General features: G+C 42.1%; 18 protein-coding genes. 14 read left to right on the forward strand and 4 right to left on the reverse strand.

The annotated features are described in order from the left end of the window. Positions 1–46 precede the first annotated feature (46 nt). The 11 genes from LI074_RS02445 (at position 47) to LI074_RS02495 (ending at position 13,532) form a co-directional block, all read left to right on the forward strand. Positions 47–3,634, forward strand: a complete 3,588-nt coding sequence (locus LI074_RS02445; protein ID WP_226839505.1) for a DUF5717 family protein — start codon at positions 47–49, stop codon at positions 3,632–3,634. Then, entirely contained in the window at positions 3,618–4,865 is a 1,248-nt protein-coding gene (locus LI074_RS02450) for a DUF5716 family protein (protein ID WP_055057401.1), read from the forward strand. Before LI074_RS02445 ends, LI074_RS02450 begins: the two co-directional genes overlap by 17 nt. Before the next feature lie 13 nt (positions 4,866–4,878). After that, entirely contained in the window at positions 4,879–5,673 is a 795-nt protein-coding gene (locus LI074_RS02455; RefSeq protein ID WP_055052508.1) for a hypothetical protein, read from the forward strand. Between the two features lie 107 nt (positions 5,674–5,780). Continuing rightward, on the forward strand, positions 5,781–6,677 hold the full coding sequence (locus LI074_RS02460) for an amino acid ABC transporter substrate-binding protein (protein WP_022380908.1): 897 nt from the start codon (positions 5,781–5,783) through the stop codon (positions 6,675–6,677). Between the two features lie 135 nt (positions 6,678–6,812). After that, on the forward strand, positions 6,813–7,463 hold the full coding sequence (locus tag LI074_RS02465; protein ID WP_020994087.1) for an amino acid ABC transporter permease: 651 nt from the start codon (positions 6,813–6,815) through the stop codon (positions 7,461–7,463). A 66-nt stretch (positions 7,464–7,529) separates the two neighbouring features. Further along, positions 7,530–8,216 carry an amino acid ABC transporter ATP-binding protein gene (locus LI074_RS02470; protein ID WP_008704195.1) on the forward strand — a complete coding sequence of 229 codons (687 nt, stop codon included), beginning with the start codon at positions 7,530–7,532 and terminating at the stop codon, positions 8,214–8,216. Between the two features lie 128 nt (positions 8,217–8,344). Further along, complete coding sequence (gene purB / locus LI074_RS02475) at positions 8,345–9,778, forward strand: adenylosuccinate lyase (RefSeq protein WP_020994086.1); 1,434 nt, start codon at positions 8,345–8,347, stop codon at positions 9,776–9,778. A gap of 144 nt (positions 9,779–9,922) precedes the next feature. Then, positions 9,923–11,203 (forward strand): adenylosuccinate synthase, encoded by a 1,281-nt coding sequence (locus tag LI074_RS02480; RefSeq protein WP_022380910.1) that lies wholly within the window; start codon positions 9,923–9,925, stop codon positions 11,201–11,203. Between the two features lie 93 nt (positions 11,204–11,296). After that, positions 11,297–12,124 (forward strand): HAD family hydrolase, encoded by an 828-nt coding sequence (locus tag LI074_RS02485; protein WP_022380911.1) that lies wholly within the window; start codon positions 11,297–11,299, stop codon positions 12,122–12,124. 420 nt (positions 12,125–12,544) lie between these two features. Beyond that, positions 12,545–13,060, forward strand: coding sequence for an SEC-C metal-binding domain-containing protein (locus tag LI074_RS02490; RefSeq protein ID WP_055057400.1), 516 nt, complete (start codon positions 12,545–12,547; stop codon positions 13,058–13,060). Beyond that, on the forward strand, positions 13,053–13,532 hold the full coding sequence (locus LI074_RS02495; RefSeq protein WP_025577363.1) for a YdcF family protein: 480 nt from the start codon (positions 13,053–13,055) through the stop codon (positions 13,530–13,532). The genes LI074_RS02490 and LI074_RS02495 overlap by 8 nt, the downstream gene beginning before the upstream one ends. 15 nt (positions 13,533–13,547) lie before the next feature. On the opposite strand, the gene LI074_RS02500 is transcribed toward LI074_RS02495, so the two are convergent. Next, complete coding sequence (locus LI074_RS02500) at positions 13,548–14,420, reverse strand: shikimate dehydrogenase (RefSeq protein WP_022380356.1); 873 nt, start codon at positions 14,418–14,420, stop codon at positions 13,548–13,550. A 295-nt stretch (positions 14,421–14,715) separates the two neighbouring features. On the opposite strand from LI074_RS02500, the gene LI074_RS02505 reads away from it, so the two are divergent. The 3 genes from LI074_RS02505 to LI074_RS02515 all read left to right on the forward strand — a co-directional run bounded on the left by LI074_RS02505 (position 14,716) and on the right by LI074_RS02515 (position 17,445). Further along, complete coding sequence (locus LI074_RS02505; protein ID WP_055057399.1) at positions 14,716–15,573, forward strand: sigma-E processing peptidase SpoIIGA; 858 nt, start codon at positions 14,716–14,718, stop codon at positions 15,571–15,573. Positions 15,574–15,590: 17 nt separating this feature from the next. Beyond that, positions 15,591–16,301 carry an RNA polymerase sporulation sigma factor SigE gene (gene sigE, locus LI074_RS02510; RefSeq protein ID WP_020994083.1) on the forward strand — a complete coding sequence of 237 codons (711 nt, stop codon included), beginning with the start codon at positions 15,591–15,593 and terminating at the stop codon, positions 16,299–16,301. A 217-nt stretch (positions 16,302–16,518) separates the two neighbouring features. Further along, on the forward strand, positions 16,519–17,445 hold the full coding sequence (locus tag LI074_RS02515; RefSeq protein WP_055057427.1) for a radical SAM protein: 927 nt from the start codon (positions 16,519–16,521) through the stop codon (positions 17,443–17,445). A gap of 174 nt (positions 17,446–17,619) precedes the next feature. Here LI074_RS02515 and LI074_RS02520 read toward each other — a convergent pair whose 3' ends face one another. The 3 genes from LI074_RS02520 to LI074_RS02530 form a co-directional block, all read right to left on the reverse strand. Beyond that, complete coding sequence (locus LI074_RS02520; RefSeq protein WP_055057398.1) at positions 17,620–19,059, reverse strand: TrkH family potassium uptake protein; 1,440 nt, start codon at positions 19,057–19,059, stop codon at positions 17,620–17,622. Between the two features lie 12 nt (positions 19,060–19,071). After that, positions 19,072–20,430: a Trk system potassium transporter TrkA gene (trkA, locus tag LI074_RS02525; protein ID WP_055057397.1), complete on the reverse strand. Its 1,359-nt coding sequence runs from the start codon at positions 20,428–20,430 to the stop codon at positions 19,072–19,074. Between the two features lie 278 nt (positions 20,431–20,708). Further along, the gene (locus LI074_RS02530) at positions 20,709–21,281 is read right to left on the reverse strand and encodes a manganese catalase family protein (protein WP_119245752.1); all 573 of its coding nucleotides are present in this window, start codon (positions 21,279–21,281) and stop codon (positions 20,709–20,711) included. Positions 21,282–21,312 lie beyond the last annotated feature (31 nt).

The following is a 21,312-nucleotide window of genomic DNA, read 5'->3' on the forward strand; positions in this document are numbered from 1 at the left end:
TGAACAGTAGCTCTGTAATTTAAGCAAGGATATAAGGTGAACAATTTTGAAAAAGACGATAGAAGAACTATTAAGTGGAAATTTCAGACATGAACATCCGCAGCTCCTTTTTTCGCAGGACAAAATAGAAGTGACTCTGAAAGCAGGTGATGTGTACAAAGGGGAACTGTATTTCGGAACAGAGGATAATCAGAAAATACGTGGATATATTACATCTTCCAACAGGCGCGTGGTACCGGGAACCGAGAAATTTTCGGGAACTACGGTGAGACTGCAGTATGGAATTGACGGTGCGGGGATGCACCCGGGTGAGAGACATGAGGGATGGCTTTGTTTCACCACAGACATTGGAGAATATAAGCTGCCATTTCTTATTCAGACAGAGAAAGCAGAACTGAAAAGTGTAGCCGGAGATGTGCCGGATATGGATACCTTTGTGAATATTGCAAAGGACGATTTTAAAGAAGCATATCGTGTTTTTACAGACCGCAGATTTGAACTTCTGTTAAGAAATGCCGGACAGAAAGAGAAAGCTCTTTATAAGGGACTCTCAAAACAGCCTGTGACATTTCAGCATGTAGAAGAGTTTCTGATCGGAACGGGAAAAAAGGATCCTGTAAAAATTGAACTGAAGGCAGATCAGAACAGCTTTTATGATATCAGTGAATCTGTCCGCGAAACTTTTGCAGTCCAGAGGAGCGGATGGGGACATCTCAGGCTGGAGGTAGAGGCGAAAGGCGATTTTCTGGAAGTTTCCAGGCATGTGGTCACAGATGAGGATTTTATAGGAAGCTATTATCAGGTGGAATATGTAATCCGTAAAGAAAAGCTGAAAAAAGGACGTCAGTTTGGTGAAATCACTGTGAAGAGTCCTTATCAGCAGCTGACTTATCAGATCACTGCATCCATGGAATCGAAAGTGCAGCTCAAAACAGAGATTCATGTGAAACGGCATAAGCTGGAACTGTTACGTGACCTTGCAGAATACTCCTGCAAAAGAATGGACAGTAAGACATGGATCGGCAGCAGCAGATTTGTCCTTAATCAGTTAAGGGAAGAAGGCTGTGATTATCCGGAATATCAGATGTATGAAGCATACATTCTTCATATGGAAGAAAAGGATGAGCAGGCAAGAGAAATTCTGAAGAAATTTAAACATCAGAACTTTGTCAGAGAGAATCTGGAACTGGCAGGTGCTTACCTTTATCTCTGCGTTCTTACAGGATTGCACAAAGACAGAGAACAGGCGATAAGACGTCTGTACAATTTCTTTCTGCAGAAGGAAGACAGTTTCCTGTTGTTCAAACTCTGGCTGGAGATGAATCCGGAGGATAAGGGTTCCCCTTCAAGGCTGGTATTTATGATGGAGGAACTTTTTGAGAAAGGCTGCAGGAGTCCGTTTCTGTATCTGGAAGCATGGAATTATATCAGCAGTGATACAACACTTCTTCACAGAATGAGCAGTTTCTGGACACAGGTATTTTTATTTGCGGGAGAGAAAGGTCTTCTGACAGAAGAGCTGGTGATGAGATTTGCCTATCTTACAGGGTATGAGAGAGAATTTTGTACCAGTATGTACAGAGCACTGGCAATGGGATACGATGCTTTTGAATCCGATGATACGCTGGAAGCAATCTGCAGATATATCATGCTTGGAAATCCGAGAAAACCGGAATATTTTAGATGGTTTTCCCTGGCAGTGGAGAAAGGGATCCGTCTGACAAGGATATATGAATATTATGTGGAAACAATGGATACATCTTATCAGAGAGAACTTCCAAAGCCCCTTCTGATGTATTTTACCTATAATAATACTTCTCTTGCAGATGATAAAAAGGCATTTATTTATGCAAGTATTGTGGGAAACAGAGGCCGTCAGCCACAGACATATGCGGATTACAGGGATCATATGAAGATTTTTGCCATGCGCAAGGCGAAAGAAGGACGGATGAATGAGAATTATGCGGTCCTTTATCAGGAATTTTTAAGCAATCCCAAGACAGAAGGACAGGCAAAACTGCTCGTGCAGAAGCTGTTTACACACAGACTGTACTGTGATGATAAGAAGATACGCTATGTGATCGTGCGCCATGAACAGCTCAGGGAAGAAGAAATTTACCCATGTATCCAGGGCGTAGCTTATCCAAGAATTTATACAGATGATGCGGTGATCCTGTTTCAGGATGGGAAGCAGAGAAGATATGTATCAACAGTAGATTATAATATCAAGAAATTATTCGATGAGCGTGAACTGACAGATAAGGTTCTTGGTTTTCATATTGAAGAGCCGGGACTGGTACTTCACTGCAGTGAGCATACAGAACTGAAACCGGAGAATCTTCAGGCATTCCAGAGGATCCCGGAGTCAGAGGAATTTTCAGATGAATATCAGAAATGTATCAGAGAGAAGCTGCTTTCTTATTATTCCGAACACACCAGAGCAGAAGAAGCAGATAATTATCTGAGACAGATGGATTATAAGAAATATGCGGCTGTAGACAGAACAGCTCTTCTGGAAGTACTGATCTCCAGAGGAATGTATCAGCAGGCAATGTCCATTGTTTCCCAATTCGGATATGAAGGAATCCGCATAGAGAGCCAGCTGAAGCTGACCAGCAGAATGCTGACAAGATGTGAGATGGAGGAGGATGACGAATTGCTTGCCCTTGCATCGGATGTATACAGACGCGGAAAATATGATGAAGTGATCCTGAAGTATCTTATGGAATACAGATTTGGTCCTGTAGATGAACTGATATCTGTATGGAAAAGTGCGCAGGGCTTTGAGATGGATACTTATGAACTGGAAGAGAAGCTTCTTGGCCTTCTGATGTTTACTTCTGATTACAGGAAAGAGGGAGAGAAGATCCTGGAGGATTATGTTCATCACAGCGGAAAGGAACGTATTACAGGAGCATATCTTACGCAGACTGCATATGGTGCATTTGTAAAAGAATATCCGATGAGTGTTTTTGTAAGAAGTCTGCTGGAGCGGGCTTATGATGAGAAATGGCCGGTTGATTTTGTATGCAGTCTTGCTCTTTTGGAAGCGTATTCCAAAGAAAAAAAACTGGAGAAAAAACAGCTTTGCAATGCAGAGGAGATTCTTCAGAAATGTGTGAAACAGGGAAGGTACTTTGCGTTCTTCGGGAAACTTCCGGTATCTGTCTTAAGTCCCTATCAGCTGGATGATAAAACCTTTGTGGAATACCATGCAGATCCGTCTGCAAAGGTGACACTCTATTATGCACTGGATGCAGGCCTCGGAAATCAGGTGAAATATCAGACAGAGCCTCTGCGTGATTTATATGAAGGTATTTTTGCAAAATCATTTACATTGTTCTACGGGGAGACATTGCGGTACTATTTTGAATCAGTAACAGGAGAGCGGGTAAATCGGACACAGGAGAGGGTACTTACAATGAATAAGATTGAGGGTACACCTGTAAGCAAATATCATATGATCAATCAGATGCTCTCTGCACGCAGACTGGATAAAAAGAAAGAAGTGTTTTCACAGGTGAAGAAGTATCTTCGCCAGGAACAATATGTGAAGAAGATGTTTGTGATCGAGAAAGAAGAGCAGGAACAGATTGTCCTGAAACCGGGAGGAACAAATGAACGAAATTCGTGATTTGATCGTGGGAATTGATTTTGGCAAAGAGTATTCTCAGATATGTTATTATGACAGAAAAGGAGACGAGGCACGTTCTCTTTCTATGAAAGCGGGTGGAAATCAGTATGAGGCTCCCTGTATTCTGTGCTGGAGACCGGAGCAGAAAGACTATTGCGTAGGACTGGAAGCAGATTACTTTGTCCGGGAAAAGGGCGGGGTCATGATCGATGATGTCTATGGAATCTGTGAAAAAAGTGATTCTGTGCTGGTGGAAGGACAGGAACTTGCACCATGGGAGATCCTGGCTCAGTTTCTGCAGGGAATGCTTAAATTTCTGGGAGTGGCAGAACTGGTCAAAAATACTAAATGTGTGGCGGTGACACTGCCTGGACTGACGGAAATTCAGGTTGAGAATTTCCAGAAAGCATTTGAGATAATTGGATTTCCACATGAGAAATATATGCTGCTGGATTATGGGGAAAGCTTCTATTATTATGTGCTCTCACAGAAAAGAGAAACCTGGAACCGCAGTGTGGGATGGTATGCCTTTACACCGGAGAACGTGTCTTTTCGCAAGATGACAATGAACAGTGCAACAAAGCCTGTCACTGTAAAACTGGAAGAAGCTGTGGAGACAGAACTTCCTGCTGAGGGACAGGAGAGAGATTCAGAATTCGGTAAGTTTGTCCAGAAAACACTTGGCAGAGATCTGTTTTCCAGCATTCAGATCACAGGAGATGGATTTTCACAGGACTGGGCAGAGCAGTCTGTAAGGTTACTTTGTTATCAGAAAAGAAAGGTTTTCTATGGAAATAATCTTTTTGCAAAGGGTGCCTGCGCTGCAGGAAAAGAGAAAACAGAAAACAAGGCATTAAAGGGATATCGCTTTTTAAGCGATTCTCTGGTTATGGCTGATGTGGGGATGGAAATGAGAGTGATGGGTTCTCCTACCTATTATCCGCTGATCGAGGCAGGAAATAACTGGTATGACAGTAAGGCATCCTGTGAATTTATTCTTGATGATACAGAGGAGCTTGTGTTTATTGTAAGCACGTACCACAGACCGGAGAAAAGAAGGGTAGGAATGATGCTGCCCGGTATTCCGTTGCGTCCGGACAAGACTACCAGATTACGGCTGGAATTACAGTATATCTCATCTACAGAATGTAAAGTGACGGTTACAGATCTGGGATTCGGAGAAATGTTCCCTTCCAGTGGGAAAACCTGGACAGAGACAGTAGAATGGTAAAGGAGATGGAGCAATGAGCGGATATATTTTATGTCAGACAAAAAAAGCACAGCGTCCTTATTTTATAGAGAATATCAGTATGAATATTTATTCTATAGAAGAACTCTGTTATTATCTGTACCACAATCTTTACCTTGCTGATCATACTGTTTTTAATGAAGAATTATGCAACTGGCTCAGAGATGAGCTTGAACTTGTGCATCTGGCTGCAAAGCTGAAACAGAATCTGGAGAGAAATGTAAGTGTGGAAGAGATGATCTATCCTGTTTTCAAGGAGATCAATTACCTTACCTATGAGGAGATGAAAGGCTTTAACAGCAGGATTGTGACTTATGGAAAAGAAAAAGCGGCAGTCCGTCAGAAGAGAAAGGGAGATGCACTGACAGAAAACGGAATGTATGTGAACGCCATCCGGGTATACCAGAAACTCCTGGAAAGAGAGGATCTGTCTGAGCAGAGAAAAGGATTCGCAGCTTCAGTGCGCTATAATCTTGGCTGTGCATACAGTTATCTTTTTCAGATGGAAAAAGCACAGGAATGTTTTCTGGAAGCATACAGAGAAGCACATTCAAAAGATGCCTTAAAAGCTTATATCATAGCATACAGCAGTGTTCATGATAAGACAGATTATGATAAGGTTATGGAAGAACTTGAAGTAGATGAAGAACTGAAGAAAGATATAAAAGAAGAAATCAGGCAGTCTATGAAAGCTTTCGAGTCTGTACCGGAAGAGAAAACAGATGAAAAAAATCTGGATGCCCTTCTGGAGAGACTTATGAAAGATTATCACAGAAGTACAGGTTCATAACTTACTCTTGACAGAGGCGGAGGTGTGTGATAGGATTAACACATACTTTCACATGGTAGAGTGGCTGTGTGATAAATAACAAAACAGATAAAGAGGAGATATTTATCATGAAAAAGAGATCTTTAGCAGTACTCATGGCAGGAGTAATGGCAGCTTCTATGATGACGGGTGTTGTTTCTGTATATGCAGATGCTGACAGTAAGACATTAACTGTAGGATTTGATGCACAGTATCCTCCTTTCGGATATAAAGACGATAATGGAGAGTATGTTGGTTTTGACCTTGACCTTGCACAGGAAGTATGCGACAATCTCGGATGGGAACTTGTAAAGAAACCGATCAACTGGGATTCCAAGGATATGGAACTGAATTCTGGTTCTATTGACTGTATCTGGAACGGATTTACCATTAACGGACGTGAGGATGACTATACATGGTCAGATCCATATCTGAACAATGAGCAGGTGATGGTTGTTGCAGCCGATTCAGGGATTGAGAAGTTGGATGACCTGGCAGGCAAGAATGTAGTAGTTCAGGCCGCTTCCGCAGCACTGGATGCATTAAACAGCGATGATAATAAGGATCTTACAGCAAGCTTTGCATCACTGACAGAGAATCCTGATTACAATACAGCATTCATGAATCTGGATTCCGGCGCTGCAGATGCCATCGCAGTAGATATCGGTGTTGCCAAATATCAGCTTTCCCAGAGAGAAGAAGGCAAATATGTGATCCTTGACGAGCCAATCCAGAGCGAAGAGTATGGAATCGGCTTTAAGAAGGGTAACGATGAGCTGAAAGATACTGTATGGGAAGAAGTTCTGAAACTTTATGATGCAGGTGAAGTTGATAAACTTGCTGAGAAGTATGAAGTAGCAGATATGCTCTGCATTGGAGATGATGAGAAATCTGATGATAAAAAAGATGATGCAGCAGAGGATGATGCTTCCGATGCAGACACAGCAAAAGAAGATACAGCTGATACAGCGAAAGATGCTGAATAGTCAGCCGGAACAAAAACAGTTATGATACAAGAGGACAGATCTGTGCAGGCTGTCCGCATTATAAAGGAATGGAGGGTACATTTTGTGCACCCTCTTTTCTTACTGTACAGGAGAAATTTTTCAGGAGGAAAGCTTATGTCTTTAAGTGTAATGCTGCAGCAGCTTGCCAGTGGTATGGTAGTTTCTGTAGAGATTTTTGTAGTGACATTACTTTTTTCACTTCCGCTGGGACTTCTGATCTGCTTTGGCAGAATGTCCAAGAATCCGGCGATACGTGGAATTGTGTCTGCCTACATATCAGTTATGCGTGGAACCCCGTTAATGCTGCAATTGATGGTTGTGTATTTCGGACCATACTTTATTTTTGGAATCCGTATTTCCATGGGATACAGCCTGATCGCTGTGTTTATTGCATTCAGTATTAACTATGCTGCATATTTTGCGGAGATTTACAGAGGAGGAATCGAATCTATCTCAGCGGGACAGTATGAGGCTGCAAAGATTCTGGGATACAGCAAAGCCCAGACATTTTTCAGGATCATCCTGCCGCAGGTGATCAAGAGAATCCTTCCATCTGTGACAAATGAGGTTATCACACTGGTAAAAGATACGTCACTGGCATTTGTTGTTGCTGTTTCGGAGATGTTTACAATTGCAAAACAGATTGCAAGTGCACAGACGACTATGATGCCTTTTGTGATCGCTGCTGTTTTCTATTTTGTGTTCAATCTTCTTGTTGCGATTGTAATGGATAAGATTGAGAAAAAACTGAATTATTATCGCTGACAGGCGGCTGGGGTTATAAAATATTTTTTGACTCTGACATCATTTAATTTAAGAGGAATATTTGCTATGGTATTATTTGAAATGAAAAACATAAAGAAGAGCTTCGGCAGCCTTGAAGTATTAAAAGACATTTCACTTCAGGTAGAGGAGGGTGAGGTTCTTAGTATTATCGGACCTTCCGGTTCCGGTAAATCCACACTTCTCCGCTGTGCCACCGGTCTTGAGACACCGGACAGCGGTGAGATCATCAAGCAGGGGGATGTGGGACTGGTATTTCAGAACTTTAATCTTTTCCCCCATTTTTCCGTACTGAAAAATATCACAGATGCTCCGATCAGAGTGCAGAAGAGAAAGAAAGAAGAGGTTTATGCACAGGCAAGAACTCTGTTAAAGCAGATGGGACTTGCAGACAGAGAGAATGCATATCCGTTTCAGCTTTCCGGCGGTCAACAGCAGCGTGTCTCTATTGCCAGAGCATTATGTATGAATCCGAAGATCCTGTTTTTTGATGAGCCTACTTCCGCCCTTGATCCGGAGCTTACGAGTGAAATTCTTAAGGTAATCAAAGATCTGGCAGCAGAGCACATCACTATGGTGATCGTCACTCATGAGATGACATTTGCAAGAGATATCTCTGATCATATTATTTTTATGGATAAGGGACTGATCGCAGTTGAGGGGAGTCCAAAAGAGGTATTTGAATCAGAACATGCGAGAATGAAAGAATTTCTTGGTAAATTCCATCAGGGATAAGGTTTTTGTGGTTGCTTTTAGAGGAATGATGTTATATAATTTCAACGTACGTGGTTGAGAAAAACGTACGTACAGAAGTGAAATAAAAGGATTAAAAATAATATCCTATAAAAAACAGGAGAGTGAAGATGAGTACAGACAGATATGTAAGTCCTTTATCAGAACGTTATGCCAGCAAAGAAATGCAGTATATTTTTTCCCCGGATATGAAATTCCGCACATGGAGAAGACTCTGGATCGCACTTGCTGAGACAGAGAAAGAGCTTGGCCTTAACATTACACAGGAGCAGATTGATGAACTGAAGGCACATGCAGAGGATATCAATTATGACGTTGCAAAGGAACGTGAACGTCAGGTGCGTCATGATGTTATGTCTCACGTATATGCGTATGGCGTACAGTGCCCGAAAGCAAAAGGAATCATCCATCTGGGAGCAACCTCCTGTTATGTAGGTGATAATACAGACATTATTGTAATGACAGAAGCATTAAAGCTTGTGAAGAAGAAACTGGTCAATGTTATTGCCGAGCTTTCTGCTTTCGCTGATAAATATAAAGATCAGCCTACTCTGGCATTTACACATTTTCAGCCTGCACAGCCTACTACAGTAGGTAAGCGTGCAACACTCTGGACACAGGAATTCCTGCTTGATCTGGAGGATCTGGAGTATGTTCTGGGAACAATGAAGCTTCTGGGATCCAAAGGTACAACCGGAACACAGGCAAGCTTTCTGGAACTGTTTGACGGAGATCAGGAGACTATCGACAAGATTGATCCGATGATCGCAGAGAAGATGGGATTTAAGGAATGCTATCCGGTATCCGGACAGACCTATTCCCGTAAGGTAGATACACGTGTTGCCAATATTCTTGCAGGAATTGCAGCAAGTGCACACAAGATGTCCAATGATATCCGCCTTCTTCAGCATCTGAAGGAAGTAGAAGAACCATTTGAGAAATCTCAGATCGGCTCCTCCGCAATGGCGTATAAGAGAAATCCTATGAGAAGTGAGCGTATTGCTTCCCTTTCCAGATATGTAATGGTAGATGCCCTTAACCCGGCGATCACATCTGCAACTCAGTGGTTTGAGAGAACTCTGGATGACTCTGCAAATAAGCGTCTGAGTATTCCGGAAGGTTTCCTTGCTATTGACGGAATCCTTGACCTCTGTCTTAATGTTGTAGATGGATTGGTTGTTTATCCGAAGGTTATCGAGAAACATATGATGGCAGAGCTTCCGTTCATGGCTACAGAGAATATCATGATGGATGCTGTAAAAGCAGGCGGTGACCGTCAGGAACTTCATGAGCGTATCCGTGAGCTTTCCATGGAAGCCGGAAAGACTGTCAAGGTAGAAGGCAAAGATAATAATCTGCTGGAACTGATCGCAGCAGATCCTGCATTCAACCTTTCTCTGGAAGATCTGCAGAGATCCATGGATCCGAAGAAATATATCGGACGTGCCAAAGAGCAGACAGAGAGATTTGTAAATACAGTAGTTCAGCCGATCCTCGATTCCCATAAGGAACTTCTGGGAGTGAAAGCTGAGATCAATGTCTGATCAGTAAATACTTAACATAACGGTTTGGAATATTACAGAATCTGATATAAAGATAATAAGCGTTGCTGTTTCCTGATGATATCCGGCAGGTCATTCTGCAAGGTCGGGTAAACAGTAATCAGTAAATACAGGAGGAATTATATAATGGTAAAAGCAGTTGTTGGTGCTAACTGGGGAGATGAAGGTAAAGGTAAGATTACCGATATGCTCGCTGAGAAGGCTGATATTATCGTAAGATTTCAGGGTGGTGCAAATGCAGGTCATACAATCGTAAATAACTATGGTAAATTTGCCCTTCATACTCTGCCGTCAGGTGTGTTTTATGATCATACTACAAGTGTGATCGGCAACGGTGTTGCACTGAATATCCCGGTATTTTTCAAAGAGTACAATGAAGTGGTAAGCAGAGGTGTTCCGGCTCCGAAGATCCTTATCTCCGAGAGAGCACAGATGGTTATGCCATACCATATTCTTTTTGACCAGTATGAGGAAGAACGTCTGGGCGGCAAATCTTTCGGATCTACCAAGTCAGGTATTGCTCCGTTCTACTCAGACAAATATGCAAAGATTGGTTTCCAGGTAAGTGAACTTTTTGATGAAGAACATCTGAAAGAAAAACTTGCAAGTGTATGTGCGACAAAGAATGTTCTTCTTGAACATTTATATCACAAACCGCTTCTTAATGTGGATGAATTATTTGCTGAACTTATGGAATATAAGAAAATGGTTGAACCATATGTATGTGACGTATCCCTGTATCTGTGGAACGCATTAAAAGAAGGTAAAGAAGTTCTTCTTGAGGGACAGCTTGGTTCTCTGAAAGACCCGGATCATGGAATTTATCCGATGGTTACATCTTCCTCTACCCTGGCAGGATATGGTGCAGTAGGAGCAGGTCTTCCACCATATGAGATCAAACAGATTGTTACTGTATGCAAGGCATACTCCAGTGCAGTAGGAGCAGGTGCATTTGTTTCTGAAATCTTTGGCGATGAAGCAGATGAACTGAGAAGACGTGGCGGTGACGGCGGTGAATTTGGTGCTACTACAGGCCGTCCAAGACGTATGGGATGGTTTGACTGTGTTGCTTCCAAATACGGATGCCGTCTTCAGGGAGCTACAGATGTTGCTTTCACAGTTCTTGATGTTCTTGGATATCTGGATGAAATTCCGGTCTGCACAGGATATGAGATTGATGGAAAAGTAACAACAGAATTTCCGACAACTACACTGCTTGAGAAAGCAAAACCGGTTCTGGAGACTCTGCCGGGATGGAAATGCGACATCCGCGGAATCAAAAAATATGAAGATCTGCCGGAGAACTGCAGAAAGTATGTTGAGTTCGTTGAGAAACATATCGGATTCCCGATTACTATGATCTCCAATGGCCCGGGACGTGACGATATCATCTACAGAAATAAATAATAAAGATAAATTTATCTGTCTGATCGGCAGACGGTAAATAAGACTATACGCCGGGGAATTTCTCCGGCGTGTCTTTTATATAACTGGAGGCTTATGAAAAAAGATAATAATAAGATAAAAAAAATCGGGGCATGGATCGCAATCATAATCCTGCTTCTTGCATGTTGTATGCCGATGATTTTTGCATTCGGGAATGGAGAAGATTCGCAGGTCTATTTTAAAGCCTCGCTTGCAGTGGCGATCATGGTTCCCATCATGGCTTATGCAATATGGATGGTTTATAAATTACTGAACAGGAATAAAAAGGTGGTGGATTCGGATATGGAGAATATTATTTTTGACGTTGGACAGGTTCTTGTAAAATATGACTGGGAGACCTATCTGGACAGTTTTGGTTTTCCGAAGGAAGAGCGTGATAAAATTGCGGAAGTGGTATTTCAGAGCAATACCTGGAATGAGAGAGACAGAAGCAGCGAGACTGAGCAATATTATGTAGATCAGATGGTAAAAGCTGCACCGGAGTACGAAAAGGATATCCGGGAGGTAATGCGCCGTTCTGACGAGACAATTGAGAAAACAGATTATGCGGAAACCTGGGTGAGATATCTGAAAGATAAAGGATATCATGTTTATATTCTTTCCAATTATGCAACTGACACACTGGAGAGAACGGAGGATAAACTTACGTTTCTTAAATATGTAGACGGAGCAGTGTTCTCCTGTCAGGTGAAGCAGATCAAACCGGAACCGGAAATTTACAAAACCCTGCTCGGACGCTACCATCTTGACCCGGAGAAATCCGTATTTCTGGATGACAGAGCAGAGAACTGTGAGGCAGCCAGAAAACAGGGAATCCATGCAATTCAGTTTAAATCTTTTAAACAGGCAGCAGCAGAACTGGAGAAACTGGGCGTCAATTAAAATTGTTACTGTTCACTCCGTTCTCAGTAACATAGCCAAAATTCATTCTAGTACAGCGTTTCGTAAATAACTATACCAATCGCGTAGGATGCGGATTCGAGTGTGCTGGTATAAAAACGCAGGCGTAGCGGGCTACGCTGAGGCTTTTAGACCTGTGCAATCGGATTCGCAGACAAGTGAGTGGTATAGTTATTTCGAAAACGATGTACTAGATTGCCTGCGGCAATGGAATTTTGGCTTGTATGTCTCGGGATAGTGGTGTGTGAACAGTAACTTAAAATTCACTAAAAATACAAAGAATATCATTTGTATTTTTAACTGAAAGATGATATAATAATAAAGCTTGTGGAAGGAATATTTTCCATATGTTTCCGCACAGGCATAATACCTATGAAATATTGGAAAAGAGGATTAAAGGAAATGAGCGATAAAACAATCTTAGAGCAGTGGCGTGCCATCGCCTATGACCAGCAGGCAGACCGTAATAAACTTCAGAGATTTTGGGCAAATTATTTTAATATTGAAAAAGGAATTTATGAGCAGCTTCTTAGCAACCCGGATGAGGTAGTAACCGGTACAGTTAAGGAACTGGCTGAAAAATATGGACAGGAAGTTCTGACAATGGTTGGTTTTCTTGATGGAATCAATGACAGTCTGAAGATTCCGAATCCGATTGAGACAATGGATGAGAACACAAAGGTTTCTCTGTGCTTCGATAAAGAACTTCTTTATAAGAATATGGTAGATGCAAGAGCTGACTGGCTGTATGAACTGCCACAGTGGGATGAGATCTTTACACCGGAGAAGAGAAAAGAACTTTATCTTGAGCAGAAGAAATCAGGAACAGTTGTCAAAGCAAAGAAAATCGGACGTAATGATCCTTGTCCTTGCGGAAGCGGCAAGAAATATAAATATTGCTGCGGTAAGAATGCGTAAGCATCCAAATCTGGAATATATTATCGTGCTTGGTGCCCATGTAGAAGGCACCCGGCTTACAAAAGCCCTTCTGGAACGTACCAGGAGGGCTTTACAGTATATGGAAGAGAATCCCGAGACTAAGGCTGTTCTGTCCGGAGGAAAAGGGGACGGAGAATCTATCACAGAAGCTCAGGCAATGTGCAATTATCTTGTGGAACATGGAATTGACAGAGAACGACTGATCCTGGAAGAGAAATCTACCAGCACAACAGAGAATCTGAAGTTCAGTCTGGGAATGATCGGACTGAATCATTCGGTGGGCATTGTCACCAATAATTTTCATGTTTTCCGGGGAACGGCCATAGGAAAGAAATGTGGATGCAGAGAAATTTATCCCATTCCTTCCAGATACCGTTCATGGAGACTTCTGATATATATTCCAAGAGAAATCCTGGCAATCATCAAAGATAAGCTGATGGGAAATATGTGACTGTTATGCGAATCACTATTTGACAGAGAAATATTTTTCCTTAATAACAGAAACCGGCATTTCCTGTCCGGTCCAGATCTGGAAAGCTTTAGCCCCCTGATGAAGAAGCATATACATGCCATTAAAGGTCTGGCATCCGGCTGCTTTAGCCTCTCTGAGCAGTCGGGTTTCCTGTGGCTCATAGACAACATCTGCCACTACAAGCTCAGGATGGAACAGAGATGTATCTTTGATGATGGTATCGTCAATATCCGGAACCATGCCTACAGAGGTTGCATTGATCAGCAGATAACTCTGTGCAATGGAATCTCGCAATGCAGTATGATCATCATTGTCGAAGAGGCAGACCTGACAACCTGTTTTAGCAGAGAGATTCTCAGCGAATTTCTGTGTGCGATTCCAGTATCTGCTGGTGCGGCGGGCAAAAATATGTACGGAAGCCGCACCGTCCAGGGCAGACTGTGCACAGATGGCCATCGAAGCTCCTCCTACTCCCATGACAGTTATATTTTTACCGGTAATATCATGTCCCGCATCACGTACAGATTGCATAAAACCGTACCCGTCTGTATTGTATCCGATTAACTTTCCGTTATCGTTCAGTACAGTATTGACAGCACCGATCAGTTGGGCTTCAGGGGAAAGATCATCCAATAATTCTACAATTTTATTCTTATTCGGCATGGTAAGGTTGAAACCGCGAATGCCGCAAGTCTTTAATCCTGCAACTGCTGCAGGAAGAGTTTCTTCATTTACATCAAAACATAAATATACATAGTCAAGCCCGAGAAGGCGAAATGATTCATTATGCATCAAAGGGGAAATGCTGTGTGCCACCGGGCTTCCTAAAAGCGCGGTAAGACCTGTGTGTCCGGTAATATTATTCATGTTAAAATCCTCCAGTCTGTTTTGTAGCAGAGACATAAAATACTGTCTGAATTGTGACAGTATAGAAGATGCCCTTCTAAAACATAGAAATTATCTATCATTTTATTCTAACTTCAATTATATGTCAATACATGTTCATTTTGGTTTATATGATAAAAACTGTCGATTTAGTGCGACAAATAATAAGACATAATTCCTCCGTTTTGACAAAATCCGCATACTTTATCACGTATAATGAATCTCACTTACCGAAGTGAAGGAGAAGTCAGAGGCAGTATCAGACGGAGGGAAGGAAATGCATTACGAAATATACATAGATGTAGTTTTTTTCACAAATCTCCTGATAGATTACATATTGATCAGATTTACAGGAATATTATTCCGATGTGGAAGAAGCAGAAAAAGAGCTCTTCTGGGAGCTGCTGCAGGTGCGGTGTTTTCCTGCTGGATCATTTATCTGCAATCTTTTCTGAAGTCTGGGATTTTTCTTCCGGCACTTGTCCTGCTGCATGGTGGCTGTGCTGCAGGAATGCTTGTGATCGGATGTAATCTGAAAAGGGGAAGTCTGCTGCTTAAAGCAATACTTACACTGTATTTTGCCGCATTTCTGTGTGGAGGGTTCTGGGAAGTGATCGTCAGTGATAAGTTGACAGTCAAAATGTTTCTGATCCTTGCAGCAGCAACGTGGTCCGGCATTACAGCGTTGTCATATCTGATGGATTCCATGAGAATACGGACAAAGAATATCTATCCGATAACCATATACTATAAAGGATGTGGATATTCTTTTCAAGGATTTTATGATTCCGGAAATCTGCTTATGGATTCTGTAAACGGAAAACCTGTATCTGTAGGGACAGAAAAAGTTTTATCTGAAATATGTTCAGAAGAAACCGTAAGCTGTTTAAAACACCTGAAAGAAAATCCCGGAGAGTCTGGGAAACCGGGAACTGCCGGGCTTCATCCACATTTTACTTTTTTTCACAGTATAGGAAAAGAACAGGGGATGATGCTGGCTGTTACTTTTGAGAGACTCTGCATTCAGACTCCAGCAGAGGTTGTCTGCATAGACAATCCGGTATTTGCATTTTCATTTGAAACATCCGCTTTTGGTAAGGAATACGAGGTACTTTTGAATTCCAGATTACTTTAACGGGAGGGGTTGTGACTATGAGCTGTTATCCATTACAGGTAGTGTCAAGAATGGTGATGAACCGTTCAGGAGAAGTTTTTTATATTGGTGGAAATGATGTGCTGCCGGCACCACTGGAGCCGAAGCGTGAGGCGTTTATACTGCAGAAGCTTGGAACAGGGCAGGAAGAAGAAGCGAAGTCTGTTCTGATCGAACATAATTTAAGGCTTGTGGTGTATATTGCAAAGAAGTTTGATAACACAGGAGTCGGGGTGGAGGATCTGATCTCAATCGGAACGATTGGGCTGATCAAGGCGATCAATACCTTTAATCCTGTAAAAAACATCAAGCTTGCCACTTATGCATCCAGATGTATAGAGAATGAGATCCTGATGTATCTTCGCCGCAACAGTAAGACAAAGATGGAAGTGTCCATAGACGAACCGCTGAACGTAGACTGGGATGGAAATGAACTCCTGCTTTCTGATATTCTGGGAACTGATGAGGATGTGATTTCAAGACGTCTGGAAGATGAAGTGGAGATTTCGTTGTTATCAAAGGCAATTAGAAAGCTTTCACCGCGTGAGCAGACGATCATCCGCCTTAGATTTGGTCTGGGAAAGGAGAATGCTGCAGAGAAAACACAGAAAGAGGTTGCAGACCTTCTGGGAATTTCTCAATCATATATTTCCAGGTTGGAAAAAAGGATCATGAAGAGATTGAAAAAGGAAATTGTGAAATATGAATAGACGTAATTGGGGAATGTAGTATAATGATATAAAGGATAGTAACTATTCAGCAATCCGACTGTAACTGTGAAAGCACTGAACGGTTATAATATAAGCAAACTGTGGGAACTGTTTTGCAGTGGGCGATTCACAGATATCAAGTCGGGGAAAGAAAAAAGGACAGAAGAGAAAAGTGAAGTTAAATAAAATACAGACAGAAAAAAACAAAGATAAAACTCTGAGGCAGGATACAGAAAGCTGCATACTGGCAGATTGCAGTTTATGTCCGAGAAATTGCCATGTAGACAGAACAGCCGGAAAAACCGGATACTGTGGAATGAATCAGAAGGTTAAGATTGCAAGGGCAGCTTTGCATATGTGGGAAGAACCATGTATTTCGGGAACCAGAGGTTCTGGGGCAGTCTTTTTTACAGGATGCAATCTGAGATGCTGTTTCTGCCAGAACCGGGAAATTGCCATTGGTGACAGTGGCCTTGAGATCACTGAGGAAAGACTGGCAGAAATATTCCTGGAACTGCAGGAAAAGGATGCTGCAAATATCAATCTGGTAACCGGAACACATTATATTCCACAGATCATCGCAGCTTTGGACTGTGCAAAGAAGCATGGGCTTAATATTCCGGTTGTCTATAACTGTGGTGGATATGAGAACACAGAGACATTGAAACTTCTGGACGGATATGTGGACATTTATCTTCCGGATTACAAATATGCGGAGAGCGAATTGGCGGTGAAATTTTCACATGCGAATGATTATCCTGAAAGGGCTATGGAAGCAGTTAATGAGATGGTACGCCAGACAGGAATGCCACAGTTTGATGCAGAGGGATATATGAAACGTGGGACTATTGTGAGACATCTTATATTGCCGGGGCATACAAGAAATTCAAAGAAGGTTCTGAAACTTTTACATAAGACTTTTGGAAAGCAGATTTATATCAGTATCATGAATCAGTATACGCCGGTTTTTGAGCAGAAAGAATATACAGAACTGAATCGTTGTGTAACCAGAAGAGAATATGAAAAAGTTCTGGACTATGCATTTGAGCTTGGGATTGAAAATGGATTTTTTCAAGATGGTGAAACTGCCAGAGAGAGTTTTATTCCTGCGTTTGATTATGAAGGTGTGAGAAAAATGCCATAAAATAAAAAACTCCCATAAATGGAAGGAGGCCGGTACTTTCGTACCGGCGCGTATGAAAAAGAAAAATATTTATAAGAAAGATTCATCATCTTTCTAAAGTTCATTATATCCAATAAATATGAATAAAATATGAATACAGTGTAAAAAAATAAAATTTGTTTTACCAAAATATTTTTAGAATTTCTTCCATGTATCCCTTACAAACAATATCAGTAACGGGAAAATCTCAAGACGTCCTGCCAGCATATCAAAAGTAAGGATAAGCTTTGAAAACCAGGAGAACATGCCGAAGTTTCCGGTAGGTCCTACCAGTTCCAGACCAGGTCCGATATTATTAAAGGTTGCCGCAACCGCCGTAAAATTCGTGATCAGATTGAAATCGTCAAAGGCAATCAGGAATATGGAGGATGCAAAAATCAGCATATATACAATGAAGAAAATATTTGTGGAACGAACAACTTCATGTGGGATGGCTTTGCCGTCCATTTTTATTTTCTTTACCGCATTTGGATGCAGAAAAATATGAAGCTCCTTGCGGACTGTTTTGCAGAGAATCAGGATTCTGGATACTTTAATGCCGCCGCCTGTACTTCCGGCACATGCACCGATAAACATCAGCAGTACCAGGATTGTCCGCGAAATTTCCGGCCAGGTATTAAAATCTGTTGTTGCATATCCGGTTGTTGTGATAATGGAACCAACCTGGAAAGCTGCCTGCTGAAAAGCTTTGGCTGCACTTCCGAAAATATGGTAAATATTGCAGGTGATGATAAGAATTGCAATACCGATGATTCCGAAATAATACCGCACTTCTTCCATTTTAAAAGCCTGAGCAAATTTTTTTGTGATAATGAAAAAGTAAGCATTAAAGTTAACGCCAAATAAAATCATAAATACAGTAATGACTACCTGCAGATATGTACTGTAACTGGCCATGCTGTCATTTTTAATACCAAATCCTCCGGTACCTGCAGTACCGAAAGCTGTACATATGGAGTCAAACAGCGGCATACCACCGACCAGAAGAAGCAGGATCTGGATCACTGTCATTACGAAATAAATAGAATACAGAATTTTGGCAGTTGACTGTACTTTTGGCGCAAGCTTGCTTACAGATGGTCCGGGACTCTCCGCTTTCATAAGATTCATATGATAACCGCCGGTAAGTGGCAGAAGGGAGAGGATGAAAACCAGAACACCCATTCCGCCGATCCAGTGCGTGAAGCTTCTCCACATCAGCATACAATGAGGAAGTGCCTCCACATCGCTGAGAATACTGGCTCCTGTTGTAGTAAAACCCGAAACTGTTTCAAATAATGCATCTACAGGATTTGGAATGCTTCGGCTGATCACAAAGGGGATTGCTCCTATGATACTCAGAACGATCCAGCTTAATGCTACAGTCACGAAACCTTCTTTTGTGTAGAAAGCCTTTCTTGTCGGCTTTTTCCTGGTGAGAGGAAGCCCGATGACCAGGCATAAAGCAATCGTGATCAGAAAAGCTATACCGGAAGTTTCCTGATAGATCAGTGCCGTAATTGCGGGCAGAGCCATAAATACAGCTTCAATTTTCAGAATCATTCCGATGATATAGACAATAATGGAATAGTTCATAATTTGGCTCCTTTATTTTTCCAGAATATCTGTAATATCGCGAAGGCCCTTCTGAGAAGTTACTATGATAACGGTATCTCCGACCTGAATGGTATCCTGGCCTCGGGGAATCTTGACCTGACCATTTCGGTTCAGGTAACCTACAAGGAGGTTTTTCTTCAGGTTCAGTTCAGATAATGGAATGCCTGTTACCGGTGAATTTTCGCGGATGGCAAATTCCAGAGCTTCTGCCTGATTATCCAGGATATGATAAAGGGTTTCAATATTGCTGCCGATGCTGTTCTGCATGGCACGTACATACTGCAGGATATAGTCGGCTGTGATATATTTCGGATAAATGACGCTTCCGATATCAAGGTTATCAATGACATCATCAAAGGCAAGGCGGTTTACCTTGGCAATCAGTTTGGCATTGGAAACTGTTTTGGCAAAGAGTGAAAGGAAAACATTTTCCTCATCCATGTTTGTGAGTGATACAAAAGCCTCTGTGCGTGAGAGTCCCTCTTCCATAAGGAGAGAACGATTGGTTCCGTCTCCGTTAATGATAGTTGCCTCCGGAAGCAGATCACTTAAGGTTTCACAGCGGGACTCATTCTGTTCAATGATCTTAACGGAGATGTTCATATCAAGCAGGGCTTTTGTAAGGTAATAGGAAATGGTTCCTCCGCCGACAATAATGGCGTTTTTTACCTGATTGGTTTTCAGGCCGATCTTTTTGAAAAAGGCTGCTGCATTCACCGGGGAAGCAAGAATGGAAACCATATCTCCGTCGTGGATCACCTGATTACCGCCGGGAATAGATACATGATCCCGGCTTTCTACTGCGCAGAACAAGACGTCGCATTTCAGGGCTTCCGTAATGCGTGAGATTGTCATGCCATCCAGATTAAATTCAGGAAGCACTTTGAATTTCAGCATTTCCACACGACCACGTGCGAAAGTATCGATCTTGATAGCTGAAGGGAAGCGTAAGAGACGGGAAATTTCCTGTGCAGCTGCAAGCTCCGGGTTAATGATCATAGTAACACCCAGACGCTTCTTGATGAAGCTGATCTCTTTGGCATAGATAGGATTGCGGACACGGGCAATCGTCTGGCAATGGCCGGTTTTCTGTGCGATCAGGCAGCAGAGGAGATTCATTTCATCAGAGCCGGTTACGGCAATCAGGATATCTGCATTCTCAATACCTGCTTCCACCAGCGTGTTGATACTTGCACCGTTTCCCACGATACCCATGGCATCAATGTCATCCTGAAGGGAAGTGATCACATTAGAAGAAACGTCTATAAGAGTAATGTCGGATTCTTCTTCCTGAAGCTGTTCTGCCAGGGTACGTCCAACTTTACCGCACCCAACAATAATTATCTGCATAATTCCTCCAATAAGGGGGCTGTCACATAATATCTATGTGAGACAGCCCCTTTTATATCATATTTTTGTTTGTAATTGCTCAATATTTTTGACAATTACTTTTGTGGCTATTAAGCTAAGAATACTATAGCACCACCGGATATATTTGTAAAGCAAATATGAAATTTCTGTGATTTTTAAGATGGAGCGTATTACTGTTCATTCCGTTCTCAGTAACACGCTTCACGATGCTAATCGCATAAATTCGCGCAGTATGTCGCAGGTTTTGGCTGCGTACGTTATTTATTGCTGTTGCATGATGCAGTGCAGGGATTATCAAATCCCGGGGTAAAAGCATAGAAGTTTTTGGCATCAAGTTCTTCCTGAATGGACTGAAGAGCTTCCCCAAATCTCTGGAAATGAACAACTTCTCTGGCACGCAGGAATTTGATGGGATCCGCAATCTCAGGTATATTGCGGACTACTCTGAGAATATTGTCATAAGTAGAACGGGCTTTTTGCTCTGCAGCAAGATCCTCGAACAGATCAGTGATCGGATCACCTTTACTCTGAAATTCACATGCATTAAATGGTACGCCACCTGCTGCCTGTGGCCAGACTCCCACTGTGTGATCGATATAATACGGTCCAAATCCGGATTTCTCAATTTCCTCCATGGAAAGGTCCCGGGTAAGCTGATGTACAATAGTGGATACCATTTCCAGATGACTGAGTTCTTCTGTTCCTATGTCGTTGAGCAAAGCAGAAGTCGTTCGGTTCGGCATGGTAAAACGCTGGGAAAGATAACGCAGGGAAGCGCCAATCTCACCGTCCGGGCCACCGGAGTGCAGTACCCTATAATAGTCCCGCAACCACAGTGTTTATGCGGGTTTGCGGGATTTT

This window comes from Blautia sp. MSK18_10 (genome assembly GCF_020553185.1).
GTDB lineage: Bacteria > Bacillota > Clostridia > Lachnospirales > Lachnospiraceae > Blautia_A > Blautia_A wexlerae.

Excerpts from the sequence above, each read along its gene's own strand:
- LI074_RS02450 (WP_055057401.1), top strand. The coding sequence starts at position 3,618 with ATGAACGAAATTCGTGATTTGATCGTGGGAATTGATTTTGGCAAAGAG.
- LI074_RS02455 (WP_055052508.1), top strand. The coding sequence starts at position 4,879 with ATGAGCGGATATATTTTATGTCAGACAAAAAAAGCACAGCGTCCTTAT.
- LI074_RS02460 (WP_022380908.1), top strand. The coding sequence starts at position 5,781 with ATGAAAAAGAGATCTTTAGCAGTACTCATGGCAGGAGTAATGGCAGCT.
- LI074_RS02465 (WP_020994087.1), top strand. The coding sequence starts at position 6,813 with ATGTCTTTAAGTGTAATGCTGCAGCAGCTTGCCAGTGGTATGGTAGTT.
- LI074_RS02470 (WP_008704195.1), top strand. The coding sequence starts at position 7,530 with ATGGTATTATTTGAAATGAAAAACATAAAGAAGAGCTTCGGCAGCCTT.
- purB (WP_020994086.1), top strand. The coding sequence starts at position 8,345 with ATGAGTACAGACAGATATGTAAGTCCTTTATCAGAACGTTATGCCAGC.
- LI074_RS02480 (WP_022380910.1), top strand. The coding sequence starts at position 9,923 with ATGGTAAAAGCAGTTGTTGGTGCTAACTGGGGAGATGAAGGTAAAGGT.
- LI074_RS02485 (WP_022380911.1), top strand. The coding sequence starts at position 11,297 with ATGAAAAAAGATAATAATAAGATAAAAAAAATCGGGGCATGGATCGCA.
- LI074_RS02490 (WP_055057400.1), top strand. The coding sequence starts at position 12,545 with ATGAGCGATAAAACAATCTTAGAGCAGTGGCGTGCCATCGCCTATGAC.
- LI074_RS02495 (WP_025577363.1), top strand. The coding sequence starts at position 13,053 with ATGCGTAAGCATCCAAATCTGGAATATATTATCGTGCTTGGTGCCCAT.
- LI074_RS02500 (WP_022380356.1), bottom strand. The coding sequence starts at position 14,420 with ATGAATAATATTACCGGACACACAGGTCTTACCGCGCTTTTAGGAAGC.
- LI074_RS02505 (WP_055057399.1), top strand. The coding sequence starts at position 14,716 with ATGCATTACGAAATATACATAGATGTAGTTTTTTTCACAAATCTCCTG.
- sigE (WP_020994083.1), top strand. The coding sequence starts at position 15,591 with ATGAGCTGTTATCCATTACAGGTAGTGTCAAGAATGGTGATGAACCGT.
- LI074_RS02520 (WP_055057398.1), bottom strand. The coding sequence starts at position 19,059 with ATGAACTATTCCATTATTGTCTATATCATCGGAATGATTCTGAAAATT.
- trkA (WP_055057397.1), bottom strand. The coding sequence starts at position 20,430 with ATGCAGATAATTATTGTTGGGTGCGGTAAAGTTGGACGTACCCTGGCA.